We start from the raw sequence: 23,504 nt of genomic DNA, 5'->3' as shown, positions 1-23,504 counted from the left end.
CAAAATTGAGGTTAAGTGCATTAAAAACGTAAAAAAGTTTTAAAAAAAACTGCAAAATAGTTACAATTTCTTATTATCTTTAAATCTATTTTTAATTATAATCTTTTTAGATATATTTGGATTTTATTAAATTTTAGAAAAAAGTGGTCCTTGCTGTCCTAGAACCACTGTGGTAAAAAGATAAATTTCATCACTTTCTAGGGCTATCATTTTGTCTTTAGAGGAACAGCAATATAAATTTCAGGCTTTAAATGAGTGGTTTTCCACGGAGCAGGGGATTAAAATTGCTCAGGCTTTTTTTTCTGAATTAGCTCCACTTAAAGACCTTTTACATGGCGATACGCTGCTACAGCTTGGTAGTTGTGGTGACAATCTTTTTTTTTCTGAATTGCGCTTTCAACATAAATGGTTAGCAACGCCTTATATTAGTTCTTCTTCTACCGTTATCACCTTACTTAATCAGCTTCCTCTGGATAGAGATAGTGTTGATTGCATTATAGTGCCTTTTACTTTAGAAGCCTTAGCTATAAAAAGCCCAATTGATGAAATTGATAGGGTACTTAAGCCTTCAGGTTATGCAATTTTTTTGGGAGTAAATCCAGTTAGCTTATGGGGATGGTGGCTGCGTAAAGCTGGCAAAAATTTTTTTGGCACCTTATCAGGTAAGCCCAAATCAGTCTTATCTATTAAGCGAGCGATGCTGCATCGAGGTTATGTGCAGTGTCATTTATCAAGTTTTTATTATATTCCACCTTGTAAAGCAGAAAAATGGCTCGCAAGGCTTGAGTTTTTTAATGAAATAGGCAAAATGATTTCACCAATTCCTGCGGGTTTTTACTGCCTTGTCGTACAAAAACAGCAGGAAAATCTAATTGGTCCTATTGTGCTAGAAGAGGAAGAAACGCTTGCTGCTGCAAGTCCTGTTTCACTGCAACCAACGTGTAAGCATTGAGGATTAGCTTTATTCAGTAGTATGAAAAAAAAGTTTTCTCTGTATAATGTAGCCATTTAATTTTCGGTTAAATTGCATGTCCAAAAAATCTTTATACCGTTTAATTTTTGCCAATCAAGATGTGGTTTATGAAATTTATGCGCGAAAGATTTGTGAAAGCGAAATGTTTGGTTTTCTTGAAGTAGAAGAATTTGTATTTGGTGAGAATACAGCCTTAGTGGTAGATCCTTCAGAGGAGCGCTTAAAGCTTGAGTTTAGCAATGTAAAGCGAACCTTTATTCCTATGCATTTTGTGTATAGGATAGACGAAGTAAGTAAACAAGGTGTAGGAAAAGTTAAAGAAAAAATAAAAGGCGATGAAAGCAAAATAAGTTTGTTTCCTGTGCCTGATAAGCGTTAACTAATTATTTATTAAGCAGGTCAATCCATGTCAATTCCAAGTAAGATTAAAGAAGTATATGAAAAGTCTACTTGTTTATATACAACGAAAGAGGTAGAAGCGGCTCTCGATAGAATGGCAATTAACATACATCAAGAGCTTCATGATAAAAATCCTATTATTCTATGTGTCATGATAGGCGGTTTAGTCCCTATGGGTAATCTTTTACCCAGGCTAGATTTTCCATTAGAGGTCGATTATGTACACGCAACTCGCTATAAAGGTGATATCAAGGCAAGCGAGCTGATTTGGAAAGTTAAACCTAGCCTTAGCCTTGCTAATCGAACTGTTTTAGTTGTTGATGATATACTTGATGGCGGGCTTACCTTAGCTGCGATTATCAAAGATGTACAAGATATGGGCGCAACTAATGTGTACAGTGCGGTATTGGTTGATAAACACCATAAGCGTGTTCCCAATGGCTTAAAAAATGCAGATTTTGTCGGCTTGCACGTAGATGATCATTATATTTTTGGTTATGGCATGGATTATAATGAATACTTACGGAATGCCCCTGGTATTTTTGTAGTATCGCCAGAGCATGAATAATTAGAGTCAAAACGTCAGTTAAATTAATTAATGTAGCCTGGGTGAAACAAAGTGAAACCCAGGTTCAATACTCTAAACTTGCACCTGTCTTTTGATGAGATGTGATTAAGAGATAGCTGTTTGCAAAATTGATACTCAACGAAGCTCTTACCCTTGGCTTAATTGAGCTTGCTCCCGTTTGCTACATTCTCTGGTTTATAAGCAGGATTAGAGCGTCATTTAAAGTAGTTTTCTCGCGCTGGGAAATTCAATCAAGGCTGTATTTATCTGTTTATATAATTCCGGAAGCCAGCGCGGTTGGGCAAAGTTAGTGGTGGCTGGCTTGGCCTTGCGTAGATCGTTAGGTGCAATGATTAGTTTTACTTGATTTAGCCCAACTCGTCTTGTTAATAAGAATAATTGATCAATGGCCCAGTCCCCAACAGCTAAGCAGCCTACTGAAAATGCTTTTCCATGTAAAAAAATATTATTTCCTAAATTACGCCGGCCATCTTTGCTGGCTTGCAAGCGATCAAAATGATTAGGATAATCAATCATCATTGATAAATGCATGCTACTAAAGGGATTAAAATTGACTAAACGATAAATCCCTTCTGGAATTTGTCCATCTCTTTCTTTTAATTTAGGGCCTAATCGGCCACTAAAGGCAGTTAGCGGATAGCTATGAATAAAATGCCAGGCTTGCTTATCATTTCTTGCCCAAAGCTCAATTTCTCTCTCTTTTTTGAAAGCAAGTAAGGCAATTTCTTTAGGAGGATAATTTACATGCGCTTTATTAAAAAAGCGAATCATTTCTGGCTCAGTACGTAATCCATACCGGATAATGGCATGATCAACCGCTTTATCCCAATTTACTTTAGGCGCCATAGCTAGAACGAAATGACTCAAACTTGCTAGTAGGCAAACGAGTAAGGCACGCGTAAAATTAAGCGACGATGAAAATTTCAGCATGGTATCAAAAAAATACTAAATAATAGAACAAATATCTAGCAAAGGCTCTGCGGTAACTACGATGCCTAACCTTTATAGAATTTACCCAAAACAATAAACTTCATTAAGGTGTCAAATTTAATATGAGTTTTAGTATATACCCAATCATCCTGAAAGTACTGATTTTTTTTGCAACTTGATCTTTAAGTTAAACAGTACAAAAAGCGATAGCAAAAATCCCATATTTTCAAGTTCAATGACTATATAATACGTTGAAATATTAAAGAAAGAAATAACCAGCATCAGCAAACCAGAGTACTAGCTGGAAGCTGTCTAGTGCCTATACTAGGCTAGTACCTTTGGTTTATGTTTTATTTGCGTATGCTGAAATTTATTTTTTAAATTAGTAGGTAACTGCTTTAATAAAAAGTCAGGGGCCTTGGTTAAAGTGCCTACTGAGGGGACTAGACCGTAATGATTAGGGCACATAAATTTTAATGTACCATCGTTATTCACTTTGTAAAACACATAACGATAAGCACAATAATCTAGCGGCTTAAATGCAGCTACTTGTAAAACCGGCGTGCCAGGCATCCTGTTTTCTATAAACCAAGCATTAACCCAAAGATTAATAAGAAGTAGCACCACCCCAATGGATGAAACGGCTGCAAGAAAGCTATTTAGGTAACGGATAGGTGTTATTTCACTGCTAAAACTAAGAACTAAATAGCTAATGCAAGCTAATAACACTAAAAGATTAATAGAGTAAATTAGTGCTTGGAAGTAATTAAAGTAATAACCGAGTATCTCGCCGCCTGCTAATTGATAGTTAATAATAAGAGCAAAGATATTTATCCAAAGAGCTAGGATAATATAGTTTTTATATTTATTCTTAATGCCTATGATAAGTAATGCCAAACTGACTAATGGCAGAATCATATGGATTAAATCTCTGACATAATTCATTGTAATTTCCTTGTTGGCCATTGACTCGTAAATAACAGTATCTTCGCTAAATCATATTTATTTACTTAATGCGATATGAAAAATAATAATTATTTTTTATATCAATTTACTTTTATTCCAAGTTCACTTTTAAATATTAAGTACTAGATTAATGATTAAAAAAAGAAAATTCTAGTGCTTTTTTTCATTAAACGAAGGATTTTCTTTAATTAATAAAATTACCGGTTCTACGTAATAAGGCGCACGACGTAATTTACGTGGGAATCTTACTTGAATAATATTACGTCTTTGCAAGAAGTGGGGCACAGAAGAACTAACATAGTTTATGGCAATGTCTTTATGATTTGCTTTAACTTTTGCTAAAGAAAATAAATTAGCTGATCCAAGCCAGATAGGTTGCTGAAAGTGGGTTAAATGGTAATTTGAGCGCCACATACGTAAAATCACACCAGGCTCATTGGGATTAGGTTGATAAGTCATGACAAGTGCCGGTTTTCTATTTAAGTAGAGTTGAGCCATTAATGGTGAATCTAATGAGGAGTGACCGCCGCTTATACGCTTAACTAATGATTTAACAAAGGACTCATTCTCTTTATGCCAACCTGAGTTTAATAAAGCTGCTTCCAGGTGGCTTAAATTGCCTGCGTATTGAATATTAAATAGACTAATGTTTTTACCAAAGCGATTAGTACGAAAAATTGGTAACAAGGGCTTTTGTTGATTCCACCAAAGATCATCTGTAAAAACATATTGCGCTAAAAAGGCCTGGTGAGAGCGTACTGCTGTCTCATAATTAATAAATAAAGAAAAAGTAGTGCTGGCCATAAGAATTAAAAATAACAAAGGCGATAAAAAAGGTTGGTATTCGAGAGGGTTGCCATGACGCCTATACAAAAGCCAATGCAATAAGCTGATGCTCAAACCTGCAAGATAAGCACCTAAAATATCCGTAACCCAATTATCACCTAAATAAATATAAGCAATACCCGCAATAAGTAAGACAATAGGCAATAACACCGCTAAAAATTGGTTGAAGCGACATTTCCCATACTTATTTAAAAAGAAAATAATTGCTAAAAATTGCGCTGTTGCAAAGGTTAAATGTATTGCCGGATAAGAGTTTCCTGCTTTAATTTCTAAGAGATCAACAGGTCTTGGGCTATCAATGAAAAAGTGAGTTAGTGCTAAGACAACGACGCAAGAGAAATTAAGGCTTAACCAATAGGTAAGGGTACGCCTATCTTGCAAATAAATAGCTATCAGTAGAATAAAGGCAAACAGGCAGATTAAGCTCAGATTGCTAACAAACTGGCTAAAACTAATAAAACAAACATCAAAGGGATGTGTTTTTAAGCTTTGCAGAAAAAAATGAATAGGTTCATTAATTGTTTTATGGCCTATTCCTTGAATGACAAAAAAGCTCAATAGACAAAAAAGAAAAAAACTTAAAATAAAAACAAGGCATAAAGAAGCAGTTTGATAATGCTTGCTTTCGCCAGGCGGTGTTAAGAATTGTATTAATTTGGCAAGGCGCGGGTGCTTTCCTGACCAAGTCCAAAAATCCTGCAATTGTATGCGCAAAAAATAATTAAGCTGAATGACTAGCCATTTGACCGTAACAGTAATAAGCCATAATCCAGCAAGAAAAATTAAAACAACAATAAACAAACGCGTAGCAATCTCGGGTGATAACTCGCTACTGGCGGCGCCAATAAAGATTCCTGGCATAACATATAATAGTGCCCAGCCAATCGCTGAAAGAACATTGGCAGTAAGGAATTGCCATTGACTCATACGCATCATGCCAGCAATGAGCGGAATAAGGGAGCGCAGCGGGCCAATAAAGCGGCCAAGTAAAACACTTTTACCACCATGACGCTGGAAATAATTTTGTCCATAGGCAAGCCACGTTGGATTTTTGCTAAAAGGCCAAATATCCCGTAACCTATCTCTGAATGTATAGCCTAATAAATAGCTAAAACTATCGCCGCCTACGGCGCCCAAAATAGCAGCTAAAAGCGTAAGATCAATACGCATAATGCCTGAGCCTGCTAATATGCCAATTGCAGTCATGGTCACTGAGCCAGGAATAATGCTGCCAACTATTGCTAGAGATTCAGTAAACGATACTAAAAAAGTAAAAAGCAATGCCCAATGGGGATGGGCCTCAAGCCAAATTGTAATAGGTTGTACATATTCCGAAAATAATTGCATAGCCTGTTAATTTTTAAAGTGTCTAGAGAACAGTTCTGCTAATTTAGTATTAACCTCTGCAAAATCCACATTGGGCACATAATCGCGCATCTGAGTCATTTGCAATTTAGCAAAACCACAAGGATTTATGCCAGCAAAAGGGGTTAAATCCATATCTACATTTAAAGCAATGCCATGATAGGTGCAGCCATTTTTAACGCGCAGCCCAATAGATGCTATCTTTTTATCTAGGACATATACCCCAGGGGCTTTTTCCCGAGTAAGCGCGGTAATGTTATACGTAGCCAATAAGGAAATAAGGAGCTGTTCTAGCTGAAGTACTAGGGTTCTAATACCAAGATTGCGGCGGTTTAAATCGATTAATATATAAGCAACTAACTGTCCGGGTCCATGATAGGTAACTTGACCTCCTCTATCTGTTTGGATAATAGGAATATGGCCAGGATTAATGATATGTTCTGCTTTTCCGGCTTGGCCTTGAGTATAAACAGCAGGATGTTCAAGTAGCCAGCATTCATCTTGAGTTTGACGAGTTCGATCTAGCGTAAATTGCCTCATCTGCTCCCAAGTAGAAAGATAATCTTGCTGACCTAATTGACGAATTATCATCACAACACCATCTTCATGCCAGGGTATTGAGTAAGTTCTTGATAAAGAGCATCTAATTCTTGCTGGCAGGTTGGATAGACTGTTGCTGTAATAGCAGCATAATTCCCATGTTCACTTTGCTTATAACTGATATTACTAGCATCAGTTTTAGGAAAATGCTTAAGAATAATCGCTGTAATATCTTGATTAAATGTAACAGAATAAGTGCCAATAATTTTAATTGGAAAATCACAAGGAAATTCAATAAGTGGTTTATCAGTCATTAAAGCCTTTTGATTAGTAGTTGATACGCATGATTTAATTGCTCCCAATAAGAGCTGCCATCGTTTCTGCCAACAGGAATCCCATCGATACTTGCAATAGGAAAAATTTCTTTTGTTGTGCTGGTAATCCAAACCTCTTTCGCATTAAAAAGGGATTGAACAGAAATAGGTTCCTCTATAAAGGGTAGCTTAAGCTGCCTAATTAATTCAATAGTAATATGCCTTGTAATTCCTGGTAGGCAAAGATTACTGAGTGGCGGTGTTTTAATCACACCTTGTTTGTCTACAATAAAGAAATTAGTCGCGCTGCCTTCTGTAAGAAAACCATGGCGCGTTAGTAGCGCCACGTCTGCGCCAGCAGATAAGGCTTCTTCATGAAGCAATATATTTCCTAACAAGGACGTCGTTTTAATATCACATCTTAGCCAGCGTAAATCCTCAACAAGCTTAGCATGCAAACCTTGATGCTTATTTTCAATAGTAGGGAAGGGGTTATGCAAGGTAAATGCAAAACAGGTCGGTTTAATATCGTAAGGTATGTCGTGCTTGCGAATACCAGGATTGCCCCGGGTAATCTGAACATACAGTTGCAAATTGCCGCCACCATTTAATTGAATTAATTGATCAAGTGTTGCTACCCAATCATAGGATGGTTTATTAATTTTTAATTTTTTAAGGTTTGACTCCAAGCGGTCAAGATGTAAGTCAAGAAAAAAGGGTTTACTCTTATAAACAGGAATGACTTCATAGATAGAGTCTCCAAACAGAATGCCGCGATCAAAAATAGAAATTTTTGCGTCATTTGCAGGGCAATAGTCGCCATTTAAAAAGACAACAGTACTCATTAAAACCTCAGCCAACCCAGCGTTTAAACATTAAATAGATAGAGTCTTTGCAGCGTGCAAAAAAACCGCCAGCAGGTACTTCTTCTAAGGAATATAAGGGGTAAGTTTCAATGACTTTATCATCAAAGCGTACAATAATACTGCCTACAGAATCGCCTTTTTTTATAGGAGCTTGAATAATTTGTGGAATCTGAGTTTTAATACTTAAACGTTGATACTGCCCATTTGGGATAGTAATCGATTGATCTTGTAATAATCCCACATTAAATTTATCTTTTTTGCCTTTGTAAATTGGTAATTCTGTAACCGTTTGATTGGCCTTATATAATTCATGGGTTTCATAAAAACGAAAACCATAATTTAATAAACGCTCGCTATCATCGGCGCGAATTGAATCGCTAGGTGAGCCCATCACAACAGCTAACAGACGCATATTGTCGCGTTTAGCTGAAGATACTAAACAGAAGCCAGCTTCACTGGTATGCCCTGTTTTAACACCATCAACTTGGCTGTTTCGCCATAATAAACGGTTACGATTTGGTTGGCGAATGCCATTAAAAGTAAACCATTTTTGTTTATACCAATGATAGTATTGTGGGAAATCATTAATAAGCGCTCTGCCTAGGATTGCTAAATCTTTAGCTGTGGTGTACAGCTTTTCATCAGGTAAGCCTGTGCTATCGGTAAAGTGGCTATCTTTCATGCCGAGTTGTTGTGCTTGTTGGTTCATGATTTCGGCAAAGCCGGCCTCACTGCCACCTAGATGCTCTGCCATAGCCACACACGCATCATTTCCGGAATCAACAATAATTCCTTTAAGTAACTCTTCAATTGCAACTTCTTGCCCTTCTTTGACAAACATTCGTGAGCCGCCTGTTTTCCAAGCATCGCGACTTATGCGCACGGCATCATTAAGATGGATTTGCTCACTGCGCAGGGCATTAGAAATAACATAAAGCGTCATCATTTTAGTTAAGCTTGCCGGAGGCAATTTTTGCTCACTATTTTTTTCAGCAATAATTTTACCACTGTTAACATCAATAAGAATAAAGGATTGCGCGTTTATAGCTGGAGGTGATGGAATAATTAACGGTTTATTAGTTACAGCAGCAGGCGGGGTTGGTACATTAGATAAAGAGGATGTAGCATAAAAATTAGTTGAATTGAAAAGCAATGATGTGGCAATTGCTAATTTAATTGAAGTATGTAAGATCCTCATTTTTATACTCGTTATTCCAAAATGCTGCCATAGTATCACAGCCTTAACTTACCATCCAATGATCCATTAGAAGTATTTTATTGAGCTGAGGCATTGTATATATTAATGAAAAAAATTAAAGGGTATCACTTATGAATTGGTTAATTTTGATTTTAGCGGTAGCCGTAAGTGGTTGCTATCATGAGCCTGGGGCGATGAAAGCACCCGCAGCGAAGCAACAAGCTAAATTCAAAAAAAATACCCTGCCAAAAAAGGCCGTATTTTCAAAATTTTCAACGAGTAAAGATGGCGCTCCTCCAGGACCGCCACCTACTCGATTTCCACATGTTAAACCTGCTTATGAACCTTTAAGTCGCTATGGAAATCCTGAATCTTATAAAATAGAAGGCCGAACCTATTCCATACTTAGGACTGCGAGTGGTTATAAAACACGAGGTATAGCATCTTGGTATGGCACTAAATTTCATAGTCAACGTACCTCAAGTGGCGAAGATTATAATATGTATGCGATGACTGCTGCGCATAAAACCCTGCCTCTGCCAACTTATGTGAAAGTGAAAAATTTAAGTAATGGACGCGAGGCTATTGTAAAAGTGAATGACCGAGGCCCTTTCCGACATGACAGAGTCATTGATTTATCTTATGCGGCTGCTACAAAGCTAGGTTTATTACCACATGGTACCGCCCCTGTAGAAATAGAAGCACTAACTATTCCCGGTAAATCAGCATTAGCTCGCTATTATGTGCAAGCAGGTGCATTTGTATCGAAAGATTTAGCCAACTCACTGCAAAAAAAGTTAACTAAATTTACGCCATCGCCTGTTGTTATTGAAAATCATCAAGAGCATTTTATTGTAAAAGTAGGCCCTTTTGCGAATAAGCAAATGACCGAATCGTTTAAAATGCAGCTTGCAGCTCACGGCATATTAGGTTCTTTTACCATGCTACAATAGACTGCCTATTCTGGTAGGTTAGGCCGAGTGACCCAACCTACCATTATCAGTCCTTAAATTATTTTGGTGCATCGATAACAACACGGGTGCCGAGCATGCCGCCGCCAGGCAAGTCAATAAACTCTTCATTGAGCCACCGTGCATCTTCAGTAAACATCCGGATGCAGCCATGACTTGCGCGGTAGCCGGGAACTTCATTGCTGCCATGGAGGGCATAGCCCCGAAAAAAATGCATACAAAAGGGCATGACAGCGCCCCCATTGTCGCCATCGGCACGTCTTGGGAATGCTGTTGAGATACAATCAATGTCTTGTTTTCTGACAATACGAAATGAACCTGTCGGTGTTACACAGCCACCATAGACGCCCGCACACTTATCAGAGCCAGATGAAATAGGCCCCCACCAAACTAATTCTCCCGATTCATCGTAAGCAGCCCAAGCTAATTGTTTTTGGCTAACATAAATTGTCTTTTCATTATTTCCTTCAATATAGCGTGGGAAGGGAGCAACATCATAAATACTTAGCCTGTCTAGATTTTTGGGTACCGCAATAACCATCCCTGGGCGTAGGCGGACATTCATTCTATTAATGCGTTTTACAATATCAAGCGCCTCGGGATTTGGGAATAATTTTTCCCAACTTTCGCCAGAATTCACTTTTACACAGAAATAGTCGGTTTGATTACAAAGGCTTTCTCCATAGCGAGTCTGTGACCACCCAGCGCCGATGTAGGCCATCATCGTTATAATTATAATTGCTAATTGTTTCATAATTACCCCGATACCGATGGTTGTTGATCGTATTAGCGGCTTTTTTAAAAAAAACTTAACTAAATTAAATTCAATATCAAATTAATAAAGACTCCGAAGTGAGGTTAATAAAATAGTGTTGACGACGCTATACAGACCTAACTTTCTAATATGTGCAGTATTTATACGGATTTTAGCTTAGTAATGAAGAAGTCTAATGTGTGCTAACCTTAAAGTTATTTTCGCGTTATACTATCGCTATTCAATTAGTATAGGTTTATGTATGAGTTGGCTGAAAAAATTATTACCTTCCATTATTAAAACAGACTCTACCCAAAAAAAAGGGGTACCAGAAGGATTATGGATAAAATGTCAAGGTTGTAATTCGGTATTATATAGCACAGAGCTTATAAAGAATTTATCTGTTTGCCCAAGTTGCAATCACCACCATCGCCTTACAGCACGTGAGCGTTTAAATCAATTCTTAGATGAAGATAACCGAGAAGAAATTGCAGCAAATCTTGAGCCAGTTGATCGCTTAAAATTTAAGGATTCAAAAAAATATAAGGATAGAATTAGCCAAGCGCAAAAAGCGACTGGCGAGAAAGAAGCAATTATTGTGATGAAAGGAACACTACAATCACATCCGGTAGTTGTCAGTGCTTTTGAATTTAACTTTATGGGCGGCTCTATGGGAGCCACAGTAGGCGAGAAATTTGTGCGCGCTGTGAATACAGCTACTGCTGAAAATCGGCCCTATATTTGCTTTACCGCCAGCGGGGGCGCACGTATGCAGGAAGGTTTATTCTCCCTTATGCAAATGGCTAAAACCTCAGCTGCTTTAGCTCATTTTTCTAAGACAAAACTTCCATTTGTTGTCGTACTCACCGACCCAACGATGGGTGGTGTATCAGCAAGTTTTGCGAGCTTAGGCGATATCATTATTGCTGAACCGAATGCCTTAATTGGTTTCGCAGGCCCACGCGTTATTGAACAAACAGTGCGGCAAACTTTACCTGAAGGCTTTCAGCGTAGCGAGTTTTTGCTTGAACATGGCCATGTCGATATGATTTTAGAACGTAAAGCGTTACGTTCCACTATTGCCGAGCTAATTTCTAAACTTACCCACAAATGATATGAATTTAGTCAAATCAAAAAGCTTATTAGACTGGCTTACCGAATTAGAAAATCGCCATCAGCAAGAAATTCAGCTAGGCCTAGATCGTGTCAAGCAAGTGGGTAGTCTCTTAAAGCTTCTTGATTTAAATGCGCTTATTATTACGGTGGCAGGAACAAATGGCAAGGGAACAACTGTTTCGGCGCTTGAATCAATTTATAGCCAAGCAGGCTATAAGGTTGCTAGTTATACCTCCCCACATTTAATTAAATTTAATGAGCGCATTCGTATTAATCAGCAACCCATTGCGGATGAGGAATTAACTGCAGCATTCACCGCAATTGATGGAGCTAGAGGAGACATTCCTTTAACTTATTTTGAAATGACGACATTAGCCGCTTTATGGTGTTTTAAACAGCATGATCTTGACGTAATTGTTCTTGAAGTCGGGCTAGGGGGGCGTCTTGATGCCGTAAACTGTATTGATACAGATTTAGCTATCATCACAACCATTGATTATGATCATGAAGCATACTTAGGTAATACCCTTGAAGCAATTGGTTATGAGAAGGCGGGAATCATTCGTCATAAAAAACCTATTATTTATGCGGATAAAAATCCGCCGCAAAGTATCATACAGCATGCCTTAAGTTGCGCTGCTCCTATGTATAGATATGGCCATGAATATAGCTATCAGGTACATGAAAAAATAACATTTACATTTAATGGCAATAGGATTGTTTTGCCAAATATACCATTGCACGCTAATTCTATTGCAGCAGCATTGATGGCTACCTTTTGCTTACAAGAGCAATTGCCAGTTAATTTACAACATCGTATTGAAGGTATAGCAGAAATAAACCTAGCTGGCCGCTTGCAACTTATTACTCATCCGCATAAAACTATTTTAGATGTTGCCCATAATCCGCAGGCAACAGAGTATTTAGCCAAGTATTTAATGACTAATTATGCTAATGTTAGAATTCATGCTGTTTTTTCAGCGTTTGCTGATAAAGATATTGTAACTATGATCAAGCCATTTAAATCTTGTATACAACATTGGTACCCAGCATTATTATCTGGAAAACGAGCAGCATCCGCGAGCCAACTGCTTTCTTCTTTAGAAGCTAACGAAATATATATAAATAAATGTTACAATACGCCATTTTTAGCGTACCAAGCTGCTTGTAAACAAGTAAACAAGCATGATTTAATTGTAGTTTTTGGGTCTTTCATAATAGTGGGCACCGTTTTATCTACTCTATACCAGTGAAGGCAAATATCCCAATAGTAGTTTTTAGCACTTTAAAGGAGTGGCTATGAAATTAGTAATTGATGAGCGATTAAAGCATAGATTAATCGGCATTGCTGTTATTGTATCCATTGGTACTATCTTTGCTCCCGCTTTAATAAAAAAATCAAGCCATCGCTTTGATGAGGATATGTCTATAACACTACCTCTTAAACCGCCTGCCCCTAAGCTAGCTATGCCAGAGAAAGAGCGTGTTTTTCAAAGCATGAAAGTAGCTCATGTAGAAATACCCGATGTGCCAGCCGAAACCAAGCCCTTAGCAAAAGCTGTGCCTAAGGCTGAGTCAATTAGTACCCTTAATGACTTAAAAACAACAATAGTTACTGCAACCAAAGAGGGCATTAAACCCAGTAGTCAATTGCTTGTTGCAGAAAAACCTAAAAGCTCAAAGCCTATTACCGTCATTACAAAGCCAACCCAACCCAACACAGTCATTCTTGCTTCTAACAAGCAAAAACCGCTTCCTAAGCAGCCAGATGCTATGCAACCTAAAAATAAACTTAAGGAAGTTATTTTAAAAACAGCACCATCCCCTAAGACTTCTACTATACAAGGTCAGAAAGGGGCGCATTATGCTGTACAATTAGGACTATTTTCGCAACAAAATAATGCTATTGCATTAGTTAATAAATTAAAAAGTAAAGGTTATGCTGCTGCCTATACAAAAGTAAAGGGCAAAAAAGGTATCGTTTATCGCGTGATCGTAGGTCAGCTAAATCAAAAACAACAAGCTGTTTTATTACAGCAGCGTTTAGCAAAAGCAATACAAATGGAAGGTTTTATTGTTACAACAAGGATTAGTTAATTATGCAATGGAATTATATCGATTTAGCTATCATAGGTATCATCTCTCTTTCCGTAATAACAGGACTTTTTCGTGGCTTTGTTAAAGAATTAGTCGCTTTATGCGTATGGATTGTAGCGATTTGGGTGGCTTTCCATTACTCTTATGTTGTTGATCCTTGGCTACAAAGCTATATTCAAAATCAAACAGCAAGAACTATTATCACCTTTGTTGCTGTACTACTGGCCATCATTATTTTAGGCGCTATTGTTAATCTCTTACTAAGTTTATTTTTAAAGCGGTCAGGATTAAGTGGTACGGATAGGTTATTGGGTATGGCCTTTGGTTTTGTTAGAGGTGTTTTTATAGTTTCTTTGATTATGGTTGTTATTAAAATGACATCCTTACCTTATCAACAGTACATTGCCCAATCTCAGCTTTATGCTCAATTTGACCCTATGGTAAATTGGCTTTCTGGGTTAATGCCTGGTTTAATTAATCAAGTCAAATCAATTGATTCCACTAGAAGTATTGTAAATTATATTAACCATGTTCAGGTGAGCTAGGTAACGTCTGTATAGTTTGTGCAGACTGTCTGCACCTTATGACTTGCTTGCTATTCCCTCTCCCCAACCCTCTCCCGCGAACATCATACTCACATTAAACACATTCCTAGCGCGGGCGAGGGGGCTGATTGAGGCGATCTTAAAGTTCCTCTCAATCAATGTAGCCTGGGTGCAGGCCCATAGGACCGGAACCCGGGTTTCATTTTTTTGCACCTAGGCTACTTTCTATTCCTTCCCATCAATCTTCAACTAACAATTAAGCTACATATTAATGTAATTAGGCCCGCCACCGCCTTTAGGTGCTACCCAGACGATATTTTGTTTTGGATCCTTAATATCACAGGTTTTACAGTAAATGTAGCCTGGGTGCAGGCCCATAGGGCCGGAACCCAGGTTTCAATTTTTTGCACCCAGGCTACTTTCTATTCCTTCCCATCAATCTTCAACTAACAATTAAGCTACATATTAATGTAATTAGGCCCGCCACCGCCTTTAGGTGCTACCCAGACGATATTTTGTTTTGGATCCTTAATATCACAGGTTTTACAGTAAATGTAGCCTGGGTGCAGGCCCATAGGGCCGGAACCCGGGTTTCAATTTTTTGCACCCAGGCTACTTTCTATTCCTTCCCATCAATCTTCAACTAACAATTAAGCTACATACTCATGTAATTAGGCCCGCCACCGCCTTCAGGTGCTACCCAGACGATATTTTGTTTTGGATCCTTAATATCACAGGTTTTACAGTGTATACAGTTTTGAGCATTGATTTGTAAGCGTGGTCCTGTTTCTTCTTCAATGATTTCATACACGCCTGCAGGGCAATATCTAATTTCAGGCGAAGCATACTGTTTATAATTAATTTCAATAGCAAGGGATGGAGCACGAAGCTTTAGGTGAGAAGGTTGATTTTCTTCATGATAGGTATTAGTTAAAAATACCGAAGAAAGCCTATCGAACGTTAAAACACCATCAGGTTTTGGGTATTCAATCTTCTTACTTTGATCTGCAGGTTTCAGGGTAGTATTATCAGCATGGTGTTTGAGTGTCCAAGGGGTTAAGCCCTGAGTAATGGTTTCTAAAGCACCGTTAGCTAGACCTACCCATAAACCATATTTAAATGCTGGACGTATATTACGCACACTACGTAATTCTTTGGCAAGCCAAGAGTCTTTGAATTGCTGAGTGTAATCAGTTAATTCAATGGTTTGGCCTTCTTCTGTTTCACCGGTATTTAAGGCCGCAAAGCAAGCTTCGGCAGCTAATATACCGGATTTCATCGCAGCATGGATGCCTTTAATTTTAGGTACATTTAAAAAACCTGCTGCATCACCAATTAAAGCGCCGCCAGGAAAAGTTAATTTTGGTAAAGATTGCCAGCCGCCTTCATTAATTGCTCGGGCACCATAACTAATTCGCTCACCCCCTGTTAGTAGATCGCGTACGAATGGGTGAGTTTTGAAACGTTGCATTTCACCAAAAGGATTAAGCCATGGGTTTTCATAATCTAAACCGATAACAAAGCCTAGTGCAACCTGGTTATTAGCCAGATGATAAATAAAAGATCCCCCGTATGTTTTTTGATTGAGAGGCCAGCCAAATGTATGAATAACTTTGCCTTGCTGATGTTTTTCAGGTTTAACTTGCCAAATTTCTTTTATGCCAATGCCATAAGTTTGTGGCTGAACATCTTGCCTTAGATTAAAACGATTCATTAAGCTTTGACTTAATTGGCCACGGCACCCTTCGGCAAAAAGAGTTTGCTTAGCATATAAATGCATCCCAGGTTGATAATTGGATGTTTTATTTCCAGCTTTATCTATACCAACATCACCAGTAGCGACACCAATTACTTCGCCATTAGGATTATAAAGAATGTCTGTTGCCGGAAACCCTGGGTAAATTTCACAGCCTAGTTCTTCTGCTTGTTTAGCAAGGAATTGGCAGAGTTCGCCTAAGCTAATAATAAAATTACCATCATTATGCATTTGTGGTGGTTTGGGAAAACGAATGGCTCTTTTTGCAGTAAGATAGTAAAATTTGTCTTCCTTAACAGGCGTATTTAAAGGGGCATTTTGCCAGGTATCAGGTAATAATTCTTTTAGGCTTCTTGGCTCAAGTATGGCGCCAGAAATAATATGTGAGCCTATTTGTGCACCTTTTTCTAGAATACAAATGCTGATATCTTTATTAGCAAGAAGCGCCAGTTGTTTTAATTTAATTGCGGCAGCGAGTCCCGCAGGGCCGCCACCGACAATAACAACATCATATTCCATTGTTTCATGTTCCACGCCTAATTCCTTCTTAAACAAAAAGAAAATGATCGCTTGTCTCTTAAGTAAGATCAAGCTTTAAAATTAACTAGCGTCACCCACTAAGTTTTAGACGAGGCGCAAGTGAAGTGAGGCAAAGGAGTCTACATGCAGTACTGTACTTCACCGAAAGAGCTTGCAACGAAGTATAAAGCTTAGTGGGTGACGCGATAGAATAATTGAAAGTGCGCCAGTACTGGCGCACTTAAGAGTTAATTACAATTGCCGTTGAGGACACAATTTTTTAGATCAGTTGCGAATTTAAAATTATTGTTCTGATCATAAGTTACTTCCCAATTGAAAACACCGCCAATCGCGCCATAAGCACGTGGTGGAGCATAGGTATCACAGCTTGTGGGGCTTTTAACAGCAGTTTTTAAACACTCAAGAGCTCGCTTGATAATGTTCGTTGGTTTTGCTGGTAAACCATCACTAGCGCCACTCGCGTTAGGTGCTGGATAACCCAGTACAACCTGGCTTGGTTTTAGATAGCTAATGTAAGGTTGGAAACCTGTTGCACGACCATTAATAGTAGCAGGCCAATTTTCTAGTAAGTCTGTTGCCATGGCTACGCTCAAATTAGGTGAATTTGCCAAATCAGCATAACAAACCAAATCAATACCATAAGCACAGCCTGTGTTATAAACCTGAATACCAACCCAAGCTAAAGATTGATGAGTTTGCATAATTAAAGCAGCATAATTACCCCAAGTTTGATCAAAGCCACTTGTTGCAGCAATATTAGCTACTTGTGGTGTTAGAGTAATCAATAAAGCTGAATTTTGCTGATACATGGTATTAATAATACTAGCTAAGACAGCAATATCCCCTTGTGGTTGTGAGAACGTGCCACCAGCATTAATGCCGTGCTCTATGTCAATATCAAAACCATCAAAACCATATTGCGTTATTAAGCCATTTAAAGAATTGATAAACGTTTGTTTGAATGCATCTGGTGAAGACGCGGCACTCAAAACTTGATGAAAATCAACGCTAGTATTAGGAATACTAGTTAATGCCCCGCCTAATGATAGTATGACTTTAATGCCTGCAGTGTGCAGAGATTGAATATACTCTTTAGTCACCATATCAAAAGCAGGAACAATGGCACCTGGATTTGTTGTGCTAAATACACCAAAGGCAATCATAGCATGTGTGTAACCTGCATTTGCCAAAGCCTGTGCAGAAGGCGGTGTCTTCCATCCGGGAATGTAGGTAATAATTCTACCATTTGCTGTGTTATTATTTGGCGTGAAAGTAATGGTTTCAACCCCATTTGCTGTAGCTGTTAAAGGCTGTGGCGAAAACGAGACGGAATAACCAGAGACATTGTCAGCAGAAACGGTATAAATCGCTCCTTCTGTCAAATCAACAACTTTAGAGCCAGCACCATTGGCTAACGTAATAGTTTGCACGATAGGTGCTGTATTATCGTTAGGAGTAAGAGTGACTTTCAAAGAAGTTAATGTCGTTGGTGCATTACGTACATTTAGCGTTACGTTTGCTTGTGCAATTTGTACACATTGATAGGTTAAATTAACAACAGGTACTGTGGTTGCATTCGCTATTGCACTCGTTGGGTTAAAGGTAGGTGTGCATTTATAATTGTTGTAATTTATGGCTGCTGTTGAAAAGCTATAAGCACTGCCATTTTTTAATTGAGAAACGGTAGTAGTCGTATTCCAAGCAAGCGCTTGTGAAGTAGACGTGCCTGAGGAGGTTTGAGTGAGTAATACTGAAGGGTTTCCTGTATAGCCGTTTAACTGAGACGGTAAGGATTGAAGTTTAATGCTAATTTTACCCGTATTTTGTACGGCAGTATAAGTGATAGTCGAAGTAGCAGTTTGATTGGCAGTAAGCGTGAGCGTACTTGGTACAGCCGTTCCTTGATAAGTATTACCTGTCGTATCGGCTACATTTTCAGGCGAAATATTATAATTTCCTGTTGCTAAGCCTGTTACATCTGTGGTTGCCCCCCAACCTAGCTGCACATCTTTAACCGCCTGGCCATTCATCGTGATGTGAACAAGGGCATAATTTTGCGTGACATTTGCAGGTTTAGTAGAATTATTTTTTAAACGAATAGTTCCGGTGCTTGGCGTAGATTGTAAATAGACACTGGTACTACCCTCTATGTGATCCTCTGAAGGAACACCATATTTTAGTTGAATAGAGCTTCCAGCAGGTAACATAGTAGTTGAGCCTGGGTAGGAAGGGAAATGTAGGTTAAGGGTCGCTAAAAAGCTGCTATCGGATTGCGACTGTGAAGTAATAGTAAGATTATTATCAGGATAAGGTAGTGGTGCAAAGTCGCCCCAAAATGAAGTGCTTATCGCTGTTTTACTTTTAAAAGTAATCGTCGCATTTTGAAAATCTACTGGTGTACCGCATTGATTAGTTAATTTTAGGATAACTTGCTTCCAATGTTGAGTACCGGTAGAAGTGAATTGAGAGGAAATACAGGTGGTAGGTTGTGCTATAGGCGGCGGGGTTGCTTCCTGAATAGGGATACTCGCACACGTATAGAAAGGAATTACGGCACTTAAGCCAAGTAACAGATATCTCATAACAGACTCCTCCTTGATTAATAATAAATTAAACTATTTGAACTAGCTGCTAATGGATTAAATTCTTAAGTTTAAATTTTATAAACAATTGATTTAATTTTTTCCTAAAAATTGCTGTAATATTAATGAAATAGCAGGGTGCACAAGTTTCAATTAAATCCATTCTTAATGGGTTATTAGTCGTGCTTAATGAATAATAAATCACAGAATCCTAAGTGATTTAGTCGTGTTAAAGAGCTTTTGGTAGTATTTAAAGAACTTTTAGAAACTAGTATTTCTTAAGTAACTAGAACTGTCAATTAATTTAACTTGAGTTCGATAAAAAAAACAATAGGCCTCGCGTATAACCGGTAGTTTTTGCTTTAGGGAAAGGCATAAAATTATAGTCGTCATTGCGAACAACGTGAAGCAGTCCAAACGCTACCGATAACGAAACATCGCTCTGGATTGCTTTGCCAAGGCTCACAAAGATGATCAAATGAATTAAATCAATTAGCAAGTAGCCTAGGTGGATGAAGTGAAATCCGGGTTCCGGACCTGCACCCAGGCTATATTTATTACGTTTATTAACAGGTATGCTCTAAAATCTCAGCTTATGTATACACCATTAATGATTAAATCCTTCTAAAACGATTTTACCTACTGATTTCCCGCTCTCAATTAATTGGTGTGCGCGTTTTAAATTAAGCGCATTAATACTACCAAATTCTTCATTTAAGGTTGTTTTTATTAATCCACTATCCACTAGTTTGGCTGTTTCATTTAAAATGTCATGCTGTTTGATTAAATCAGACGTCATAAACATAGAGCGGGTAAACATAAGTTCCCAATGAATAGAAATACTTTTTAATTTAAATGCTCTAAAGTCAAAGTGTTCTGGATCATCGATTAGAGCAAATTTTCCTTGAGGCTTTAGACAATCTATGAGCTGCGAACCATGTTCATCTGTATGCGTTAAGCTAATGACATAATCAACGTCACTGAATCCTAATTCGTTTAATTGCGCTTTAAGAGGCTGATTATGGTTTATCACATGGTGGGCGCCATTGCTTTTTACCCAGGCTTGAGATTGTGTTCTAGAGGCCGTACCAATAATGGTCAGTGATGTTAGCTGGCGTGCAAGTTGCGTAAGAATAGAGCCCACGCCGCCGGCAGCACCTGTTATTAGTAGGGTTGCCTGTTCTTTTTCATTAATCGTTAATCTATCAAATAATAGTTCCCAAGCGGTGAGGGTAGTTAAGGGTAGTGCTGCTGCTTGACTATAAGAAAGTGTTTTAGGTTTAAAGCCAACAATGCGCTCATCAACTAAATGATATTCACTATTACAGCCTTGACGATTTAAAGAGCCTGCATACCAAACTTCATCGCCTGGCTTAAATAAAGAAACCTTATCGCCAACGGCTTTAACAACGCCTGCTGCATCCCAGCCTGGAATTTTATAGCTATTATTTTCAGGATTAACTAAATAAGCGCGAGCTTTGCAATCAATAGGATTTACGGCAATTGCTTTAACCTCAACTAAGAGGTCATAACCTGTCGCTTTAGGAACTGGCAGCTCTATATCCTCTAAAACATCGGGCGTGCCAACATTTTTATAGCCAATAGCTTTCATCATTGTATCATCCTTAAATTTAAGTCACTTGAGTATATCGCAAAGTTATTAATAAGTGAGCCTTAAAATTGAGTTTATACTTAAGTAGTAGGTTTAAGATTAGGAGGGCTATATGAAAGTAATAGGGGGTAGCTTATTATTTTTTATAGTAGCTATAACTTATGCTGCTGATAATCCTATGGTCATACATTTAAAGCCAACAGACACTCATTTTCAGGTTATATTGCCTGCTAATCAGACGACCGGTTTTGAGTGGACATTACATACTTATGATAAATCTTTGCTTCGCTTGGTTTCTAGCCAATTTAATGCACCTCATTCAAAGTTAATGGGAGTCCCAGGAACTACTGTATTTAATTTTCAAGTTATTCCAGGCGCGATTACGCCCAGAGTTACAGCGCTTGTTTTTAGCTACGCACGCCCTTGGACAACCCAAAACGAAACATTCCAAACGGTGACGGTGCACTTTCGAGATACACCGGTAATAGGCCAATAAGTAGATAGGCCTTTTCTTAACTGGCCACGAGGTGGGTAAATTTCGTCATTGCGAGCCTTGGCGAAGTAATCCAGAGCGATGTTTCGTTATAGATAGTATCTGGATTGCTTCACATTGCTCTCAATGACAATAATTTAGGTAAGAGGTCTATTAATAAAAAATGAGCTTAGTCTAATTGTCCTGGCTGTTTCTTTTACGGAAAGGTAAGTAGCGTGGTTCCCAAAATAAATCGTTAATTACTTTTTCTAAATCAGAATTTTGATTCCGCTCTGCTAAACCTTCGCTAATGGCTTCCTTAGCCACGGCAATAGCAATATATTTTGCTACCGATTGAGCATCGTCTAATGAAGGCAAAAGCGGGAGAAAGCTGTCTTTTTTAGAAGGCGCAAATTCGCTTAACGCTTGTGCAGCAGCCCAAATCATTCCTTTTGATAAACGGCTTGCTTGAACAGCTAATACACCTAAACCAATGCCTGGGAAAACTAACGCATTATTACATTGCGCAATTTGTACTAAGCGATTTTGATATTCCACAGCTGGGAAAGCGGTACCTGTTGCAATAAGAGCTTTACCTTGGCTCCAGTTTAAAATATCAGCAGGTTGCGATTCACATTTATCATCGGGATTAGAAAGAGGGAAAATAATGGGTCTGTCGCAATTAAGCGACATAATTTCAACAATATCCTGCGAAAAAGCCCCTGGTTGCGCTGAACAGCCAATTAATATCGAGGGTTTAACATGGCGGATAGTGTCAGTTAAAGAAGGGTATTGCTTATCGTTAATAGTCCAATCTGCAATATCAACGACTTTACGAGCATAAGGTTTTTGAGCATTTGTAAGTTCTAAATCAGAGTCCATCAAAAGACCTTGGCGATCAATGAGCCAAAAATTTTGATAGGCTTCCTCTTCATCAATGCCAAGTTTAATTAGGGCATCTACTATCTGATCACTAATACCTGTCCCTGCAGAGCCTGCACCAAAGACTACGATACGATGTTCATGTAATTTTTTGCCTGTAACATCGCATGCAGCCAATAAGGCAGCTAAGGTAACAGCACCTGTACCTTGAATATCGTCATTAAATGTACATAATTCATTTTGAAATTTATCTAGTATACGTCTGGCATTGCCGCGGCCAAAATCTTCCCAATGTAAGAAAGCATTAGGAAACTGTTTATGTACTGCTTTAACAAATATTTCAATGAAAGAATCATATTGCTCTGAATTTATACGCGGGTGTCGGCAGCCTAAATAAAGAGGATCATTCAATAATTCAGCATTATTTGTGCCTACATCAAGAAATACCGGCAATGTCCGGGTAGGATTAATACCGCCACATAAACTATAAACCATTAATTTAGCTACGGGTATATCCATGCCGCCTATGCCCTGATCACCAATCCCTAATACACCCTCACCATCTGTTACTACAATCACGTCAATTTCAGGGTTAGAGCGATTATCAATAATTTCTTCAATTTGATTTTTATCGGAATGGGCAATATATAGCCCTCTTGGTTGCCGATATTCATGGCTAAAGCGTTTCACTGCGGTACCTACAATGGGCGTATAAATTGTAGGTAGCATTTCAGCTAAATGTCGACTAACAAGTTTGTAGAATAAAATTTGATTTTTATCGTGTAGATTATTGAGATAGATATTTTGCTGTAAGCTTGTTTTATAGCTAGAAAATTGTAGATAAGCTCGCTTAACTTGCTCTTCTAATGTTTCAACTCGATGTGGGAGCTTCCCTAATAAGCCAAATTCCCGGCGCTCATCGAATGTAAAAGCCGTGCTTTTATTTAATTGCGGCAAAGTAAGTAGTGCTTTACCACAAATTGAGGTTTCAAGGTATAATTCACCTGTTTCTTCATCGCGAGAAATATCAAAATCTAGCATAATTATTATCTTTTCTTGACGAATAAAGAGCGCAACAATAGCTAATTGGTACGTTTTATTCAATTAAAGTTGTTTAAAAAAAATTAATAAAGGTTCTGCTCATAGCACAAGTAATTAACTAGTGTTAACATCATTAATTTTAGAACCAAG

The 23,504-nt window shown here is 38.2% G+C and carries 22 protein-coding genes and 1 pseudogene; 9 read left to right on the top strand and 14 right to left on the bottom strand.

Annotated elements, in window-relative coordinates; all coding sequences use genetic code 11:
* The first annotated feature begins 211 nt into the window (after nucleotides 1–211).
* From DYE47_RS08125 to DYE47_RS08115, 3 genes are all read left to right on the top strand, one after another.
* The gene (locus tag DYE47_RS08125) at nucleotides 212–952 is read left to right on the top strand and encodes a class I SAM-dependent methyltransferase (protein WP_160149872.1); all 741 of its coding nucleotides are present in this window, start codon (nucleotides 212–214) and stop codon (nucleotides 950–952) included.
* A gap of 76 nt (nucleotides 953–1,028) precedes the next feature.
* Nucleotides 1,029–1,352 carry a DUF1820 family protein gene (locus DYE47_RS08120; RefSeq protein ID WP_115302794.1) on the top strand — a complete coding sequence of 108 codons (324 nt, stop codon included), beginning with the start codon at nucleotides 1,029–1,031 and terminating at the stop codon, nucleotides 1,350–1,352.
* A 27-nt stretch (nucleotides 1,353–1,379) separates the two neighbouring features.
* Nucleotides 1,380–1,940 (top strand): hypoxanthine-guanine phosphoribosyltransferase, encoded by a 561-nt coding sequence (locus DYE47_RS08115; protein ID WP_115302793.1) that lies wholly within the window; start codon nucleotides 1,380–1,382, stop codon nucleotides 1,938–1,940.
* A gap of 219 nt (nucleotides 1,941–2,159) precedes the next feature.
* Here DYE47_RS08115 and DYE47_RS08110 read toward each other — a convergent pair whose 3' ends face one another.
* The 7 genes from DYE47_RS08110 to DYE47_RS08080 form a co-directional block, all read right to left on the bottom strand.
* Nucleotides 2,160–2,807, bottom strand: coding sequence for a L,D-transpeptidase family protein (locus tag DYE47_RS08110; RefSeq protein WP_115302792.1), 648 nt, complete (start codon nucleotides 2,805–2,807; stop codon nucleotides 2,160–2,162).
* Between the two features lie 408 nt (nucleotides 2,808–3,215).
* Complete coding sequence (locus DYE47_RS08105) at nucleotides 3,216–3,836, bottom strand: type I secretion system protein LssZ (protein WP_115302791.1); 621 nt, start codon at nucleotides 3,834–3,836, stop codon at nucleotides 3,216–3,218.
* Between the two features lie 171 nt (nucleotides 3,837–4,007).
* A complete protein-coding gene (locus DYE47_RS08100; RefSeq protein ID WP_115302790.1) occupies nucleotides 4,008–6,050 on the bottom strand; it encodes a VTT domain-containing protein in 2,043 nt (680 codons plus the stop codon).
* 6 nt (nucleotides 6,051–6,056) lie between these two features.
* Nucleotides 6,057–6,659, bottom strand: a complete 603-nt coding sequence (gene lipB / locus DYE47_RS08095; RefSeq protein WP_115302789.1) for a lipoyl(octanoyl) transferase LipB — start codon at nucleotides 6,657–6,659, stop codon at nucleotides 6,057–6,059.
* Nucleotides 6,659–6,922, bottom strand: a complete 264-nt coding sequence (locus DYE47_RS08090; RefSeq protein ID WP_115302788.1) for a YbeD family protein — start codon at nucleotides 6,920–6,922, stop codon at nucleotides 6,659–6,661. The genes lipB and DYE47_RS08090 overlap by 1 nt, the downstream gene beginning before the upstream one ends.
* Nucleotides 6,922–7,767: a D-amino acid aminotransferase gene (locus DYE47_RS08085; protein ID WP_115302787.1), complete on the bottom strand. Its 846-nt coding sequence runs from the start codon at nucleotides 7,765–7,767 to the stop codon at nucleotides 6,922–6,924. Before DYE47_RS08085 ends, DYE47_RS08090 begins: the two co-directional genes overlap by 1 nt.
* A gap of 7 nt (nucleotides 7,768–7,774) precedes the next feature.
* The gene (locus tag DYE47_RS08080; protein WP_115302786.1) at nucleotides 7,775–8,986 is read right to left on the bottom strand and encodes a D-alanyl-D-alanine carboxypeptidase family protein; all 1,212 of its coding nucleotides are present in this window, start codon (nucleotides 8,984–8,986) and stop codon (nucleotides 7,775–7,777) included.
* 131 nt (nucleotides 8,987–9,117) lie between these two features.
* Between DYE47_RS08080 and DYE47_RS08075 the strand changes: the two genes are divergently transcribed.
* Nucleotides 9,118–9,939, top strand: coding sequence for a septal ring lytic transglycosylase RlpA family protein (locus DYE47_RS08075; RefSeq protein ID WP_165482050.1), 822 nt, complete (start codon nucleotides 9,118–9,120; stop codon nucleotides 9,937–9,939).
* Between the two features lie 58 nt (nucleotides 9,940–9,997).
* On the opposite strand, the gene DYE47_RS08070 is transcribed toward DYE47_RS08075, so the two are convergent.
* Nucleotides 9,998–10,711 (bottom strand): L,D-transpeptidase, encoded by a 714-nt coding sequence (locus tag DYE47_RS08070; protein WP_115302785.1) that lies wholly within the window; start codon nucleotides 10,709–10,711, stop codon nucleotides 9,998–10,000.
* A 262-nt stretch (nucleotides 10,712–10,973) separates the two neighbouring features.
* Here DYE47_RS08070 and accD point away from each other — a divergent pair, with 262 nt between their 5' ends.
* Genes accD through DYE47_RS08050 form a run of 4 tightly spaced genes read left to right on the top strand, consistent with a single transcriptional unit; the run spans nucleotide 10,974 to nucleotide 14,469 of the window.
* Entirely contained in the window at nucleotides 10,974–11,825 is an 852-nt protein-coding gene (accD, locus tag DYE47_RS08065) for an acetyl-CoA carboxylase, carboxyltransferase subunit beta (protein WP_115302784.1), read from the top strand.
* Between the two features lies 1 nt (nucleotide 11,826).
* Complete coding sequence (gene folC / locus DYE47_RS08060; protein ID WP_115302783.1) at nucleotides 11,827–13,080, top strand: bifunctional tetrahydrofolate synthase/dihydrofolate synthase; 1,254 nt, start codon at nucleotides 11,827–11,829, stop codon at nucleotides 13,078–13,080.
* A gap of 46 nt (nucleotides 13,081–13,126) precedes the next feature.
* Nucleotides 13,127–13,924: an SPOR domain-containing protein gene (locus DYE47_RS08055; RefSeq protein ID WP_115302782.1), complete on the top strand. Its 798-nt coding sequence runs from the start codon at nucleotides 13,127–13,129 to the stop codon at nucleotides 13,922–13,924.
* Nucleotides 13,925–13,926: 2 nt separating this feature from the next.
* Nucleotides 13,927–14,469 carry a CvpA family protein gene (locus DYE47_RS08050; protein WP_115302781.1) on the top strand — a complete coding sequence of 181 codons (543 nt, stop codon included), beginning with the start codon at nucleotides 13,927–13,929 and terminating at the stop codon, nucleotides 14,467–14,469.
* A gap of 261 nt (nucleotides 14,470–14,730) precedes the next feature.
* Here DYE47_RS08050 and DYE47_RS16600 read toward each other — a convergent pair.
* The 5 genes and pseudogenes from DYE47_RS16600 to DYE47_RS08025 form a co-directional block, all read right to left on the bottom strand.
* Nucleotides 14,731–14,826 (bottom strand): annotated as a pseudogene (locus DYE47_RS16600) (4Fe-4S dicluster domain-containing protein); the annotation flags it as partial.
* A gap of 101 nt (nucleotides 14,827–14,927) precedes the next feature.
* Nucleotides 14,928–15,044, bottom strand: coding sequence for a 4Fe-4S dicluster domain-containing protein (locus DYE47_RS16595; RefSeq protein ID WP_115302780.1), 117 nt, complete (start codon nucleotides 15,042–15,044; stop codon nucleotides 14,928–14,930).
* Between the two features lie 80 nt (nucleotides 15,045–15,124).
* Entirely contained in the window at nucleotides 15,125–16,759 is a 1,635-nt protein-coding gene (locus DYE47_RS08035; protein WP_115302779.1) for an electron transfer flavoprotein-ubiquinone oxidoreductase, read from the bottom strand.
* Between the two features lie 233 nt (nucleotides 16,760–16,992).
* Nucleotides 16,993–19,347 carry a glycosyl hydrolase family 18 protein gene (locus tag DYE47_RS08030; RefSeq protein ID WP_115302778.1) on the bottom strand — a complete coding sequence of 785 codons (2,355 nt, stop codon included), beginning with the start codon at nucleotides 19,345–19,347 and terminating at the stop codon, nucleotides 16,993–16,995.
* Between the two features lie 607 nt (nucleotides 19,348–19,954).
* Nucleotides 19,955–20,962 (bottom strand): zinc-binding alcohol dehydrogenase family protein, encoded by a 1,008-nt coding sequence (locus DYE47_RS08025; RefSeq protein ID WP_242604221.1) that lies wholly within the window; start codon nucleotides 20,960–20,962, stop codon nucleotides 19,955–19,957.
* A 109-nt stretch (nucleotides 20,963–21,071) separates the two neighbouring features.
* Here DYE47_RS08025 and DYE47_RS08020 point away from each other — a divergent pair, with 109 nt between their 5' ends.
* Nucleotides 21,072–21,455, top strand: a complete 384-nt coding sequence (locus DYE47_RS08020) for a protease inhibitor I42 family protein (protein WP_115302777.1) — start codon at nucleotides 21,072–21,074, stop codon at nucleotides 21,453–21,455.
* A gap of 171 nt (nucleotides 21,456–21,626) precedes the next feature.
* Here DYE47_RS08020 and DYE47_RS08015 read toward each other — a convergent pair whose 3' ends face one another.
* Nucleotides 21,627–23,354, bottom strand: coding sequence for an NAD-dependent malic enzyme (locus DYE47_RS08015; protein WP_115304043.1), 1,728 nt, complete (start codon nucleotides 23,352–23,354; stop codon nucleotides 21,627–21,629).
* Nucleotides 23,355–23,504: the final 150 nt, after the last annotated feature.

Origin of the sequence: Legionella beliardensis (genome assembly GCF_900452395.1) — a bacterium.
Taxonomy (GTDB): domain Bacteria; phylum Pseudomonadota; class Gammaproteobacteria; order Legionellales; family Legionellaceae; genus Legionella_C; species Legionella_C beliardensis.
Note: the sequence above shows the minus strand (reverse complement) of the source record. Positions and strands in the feature narration are given on the sequence as shown.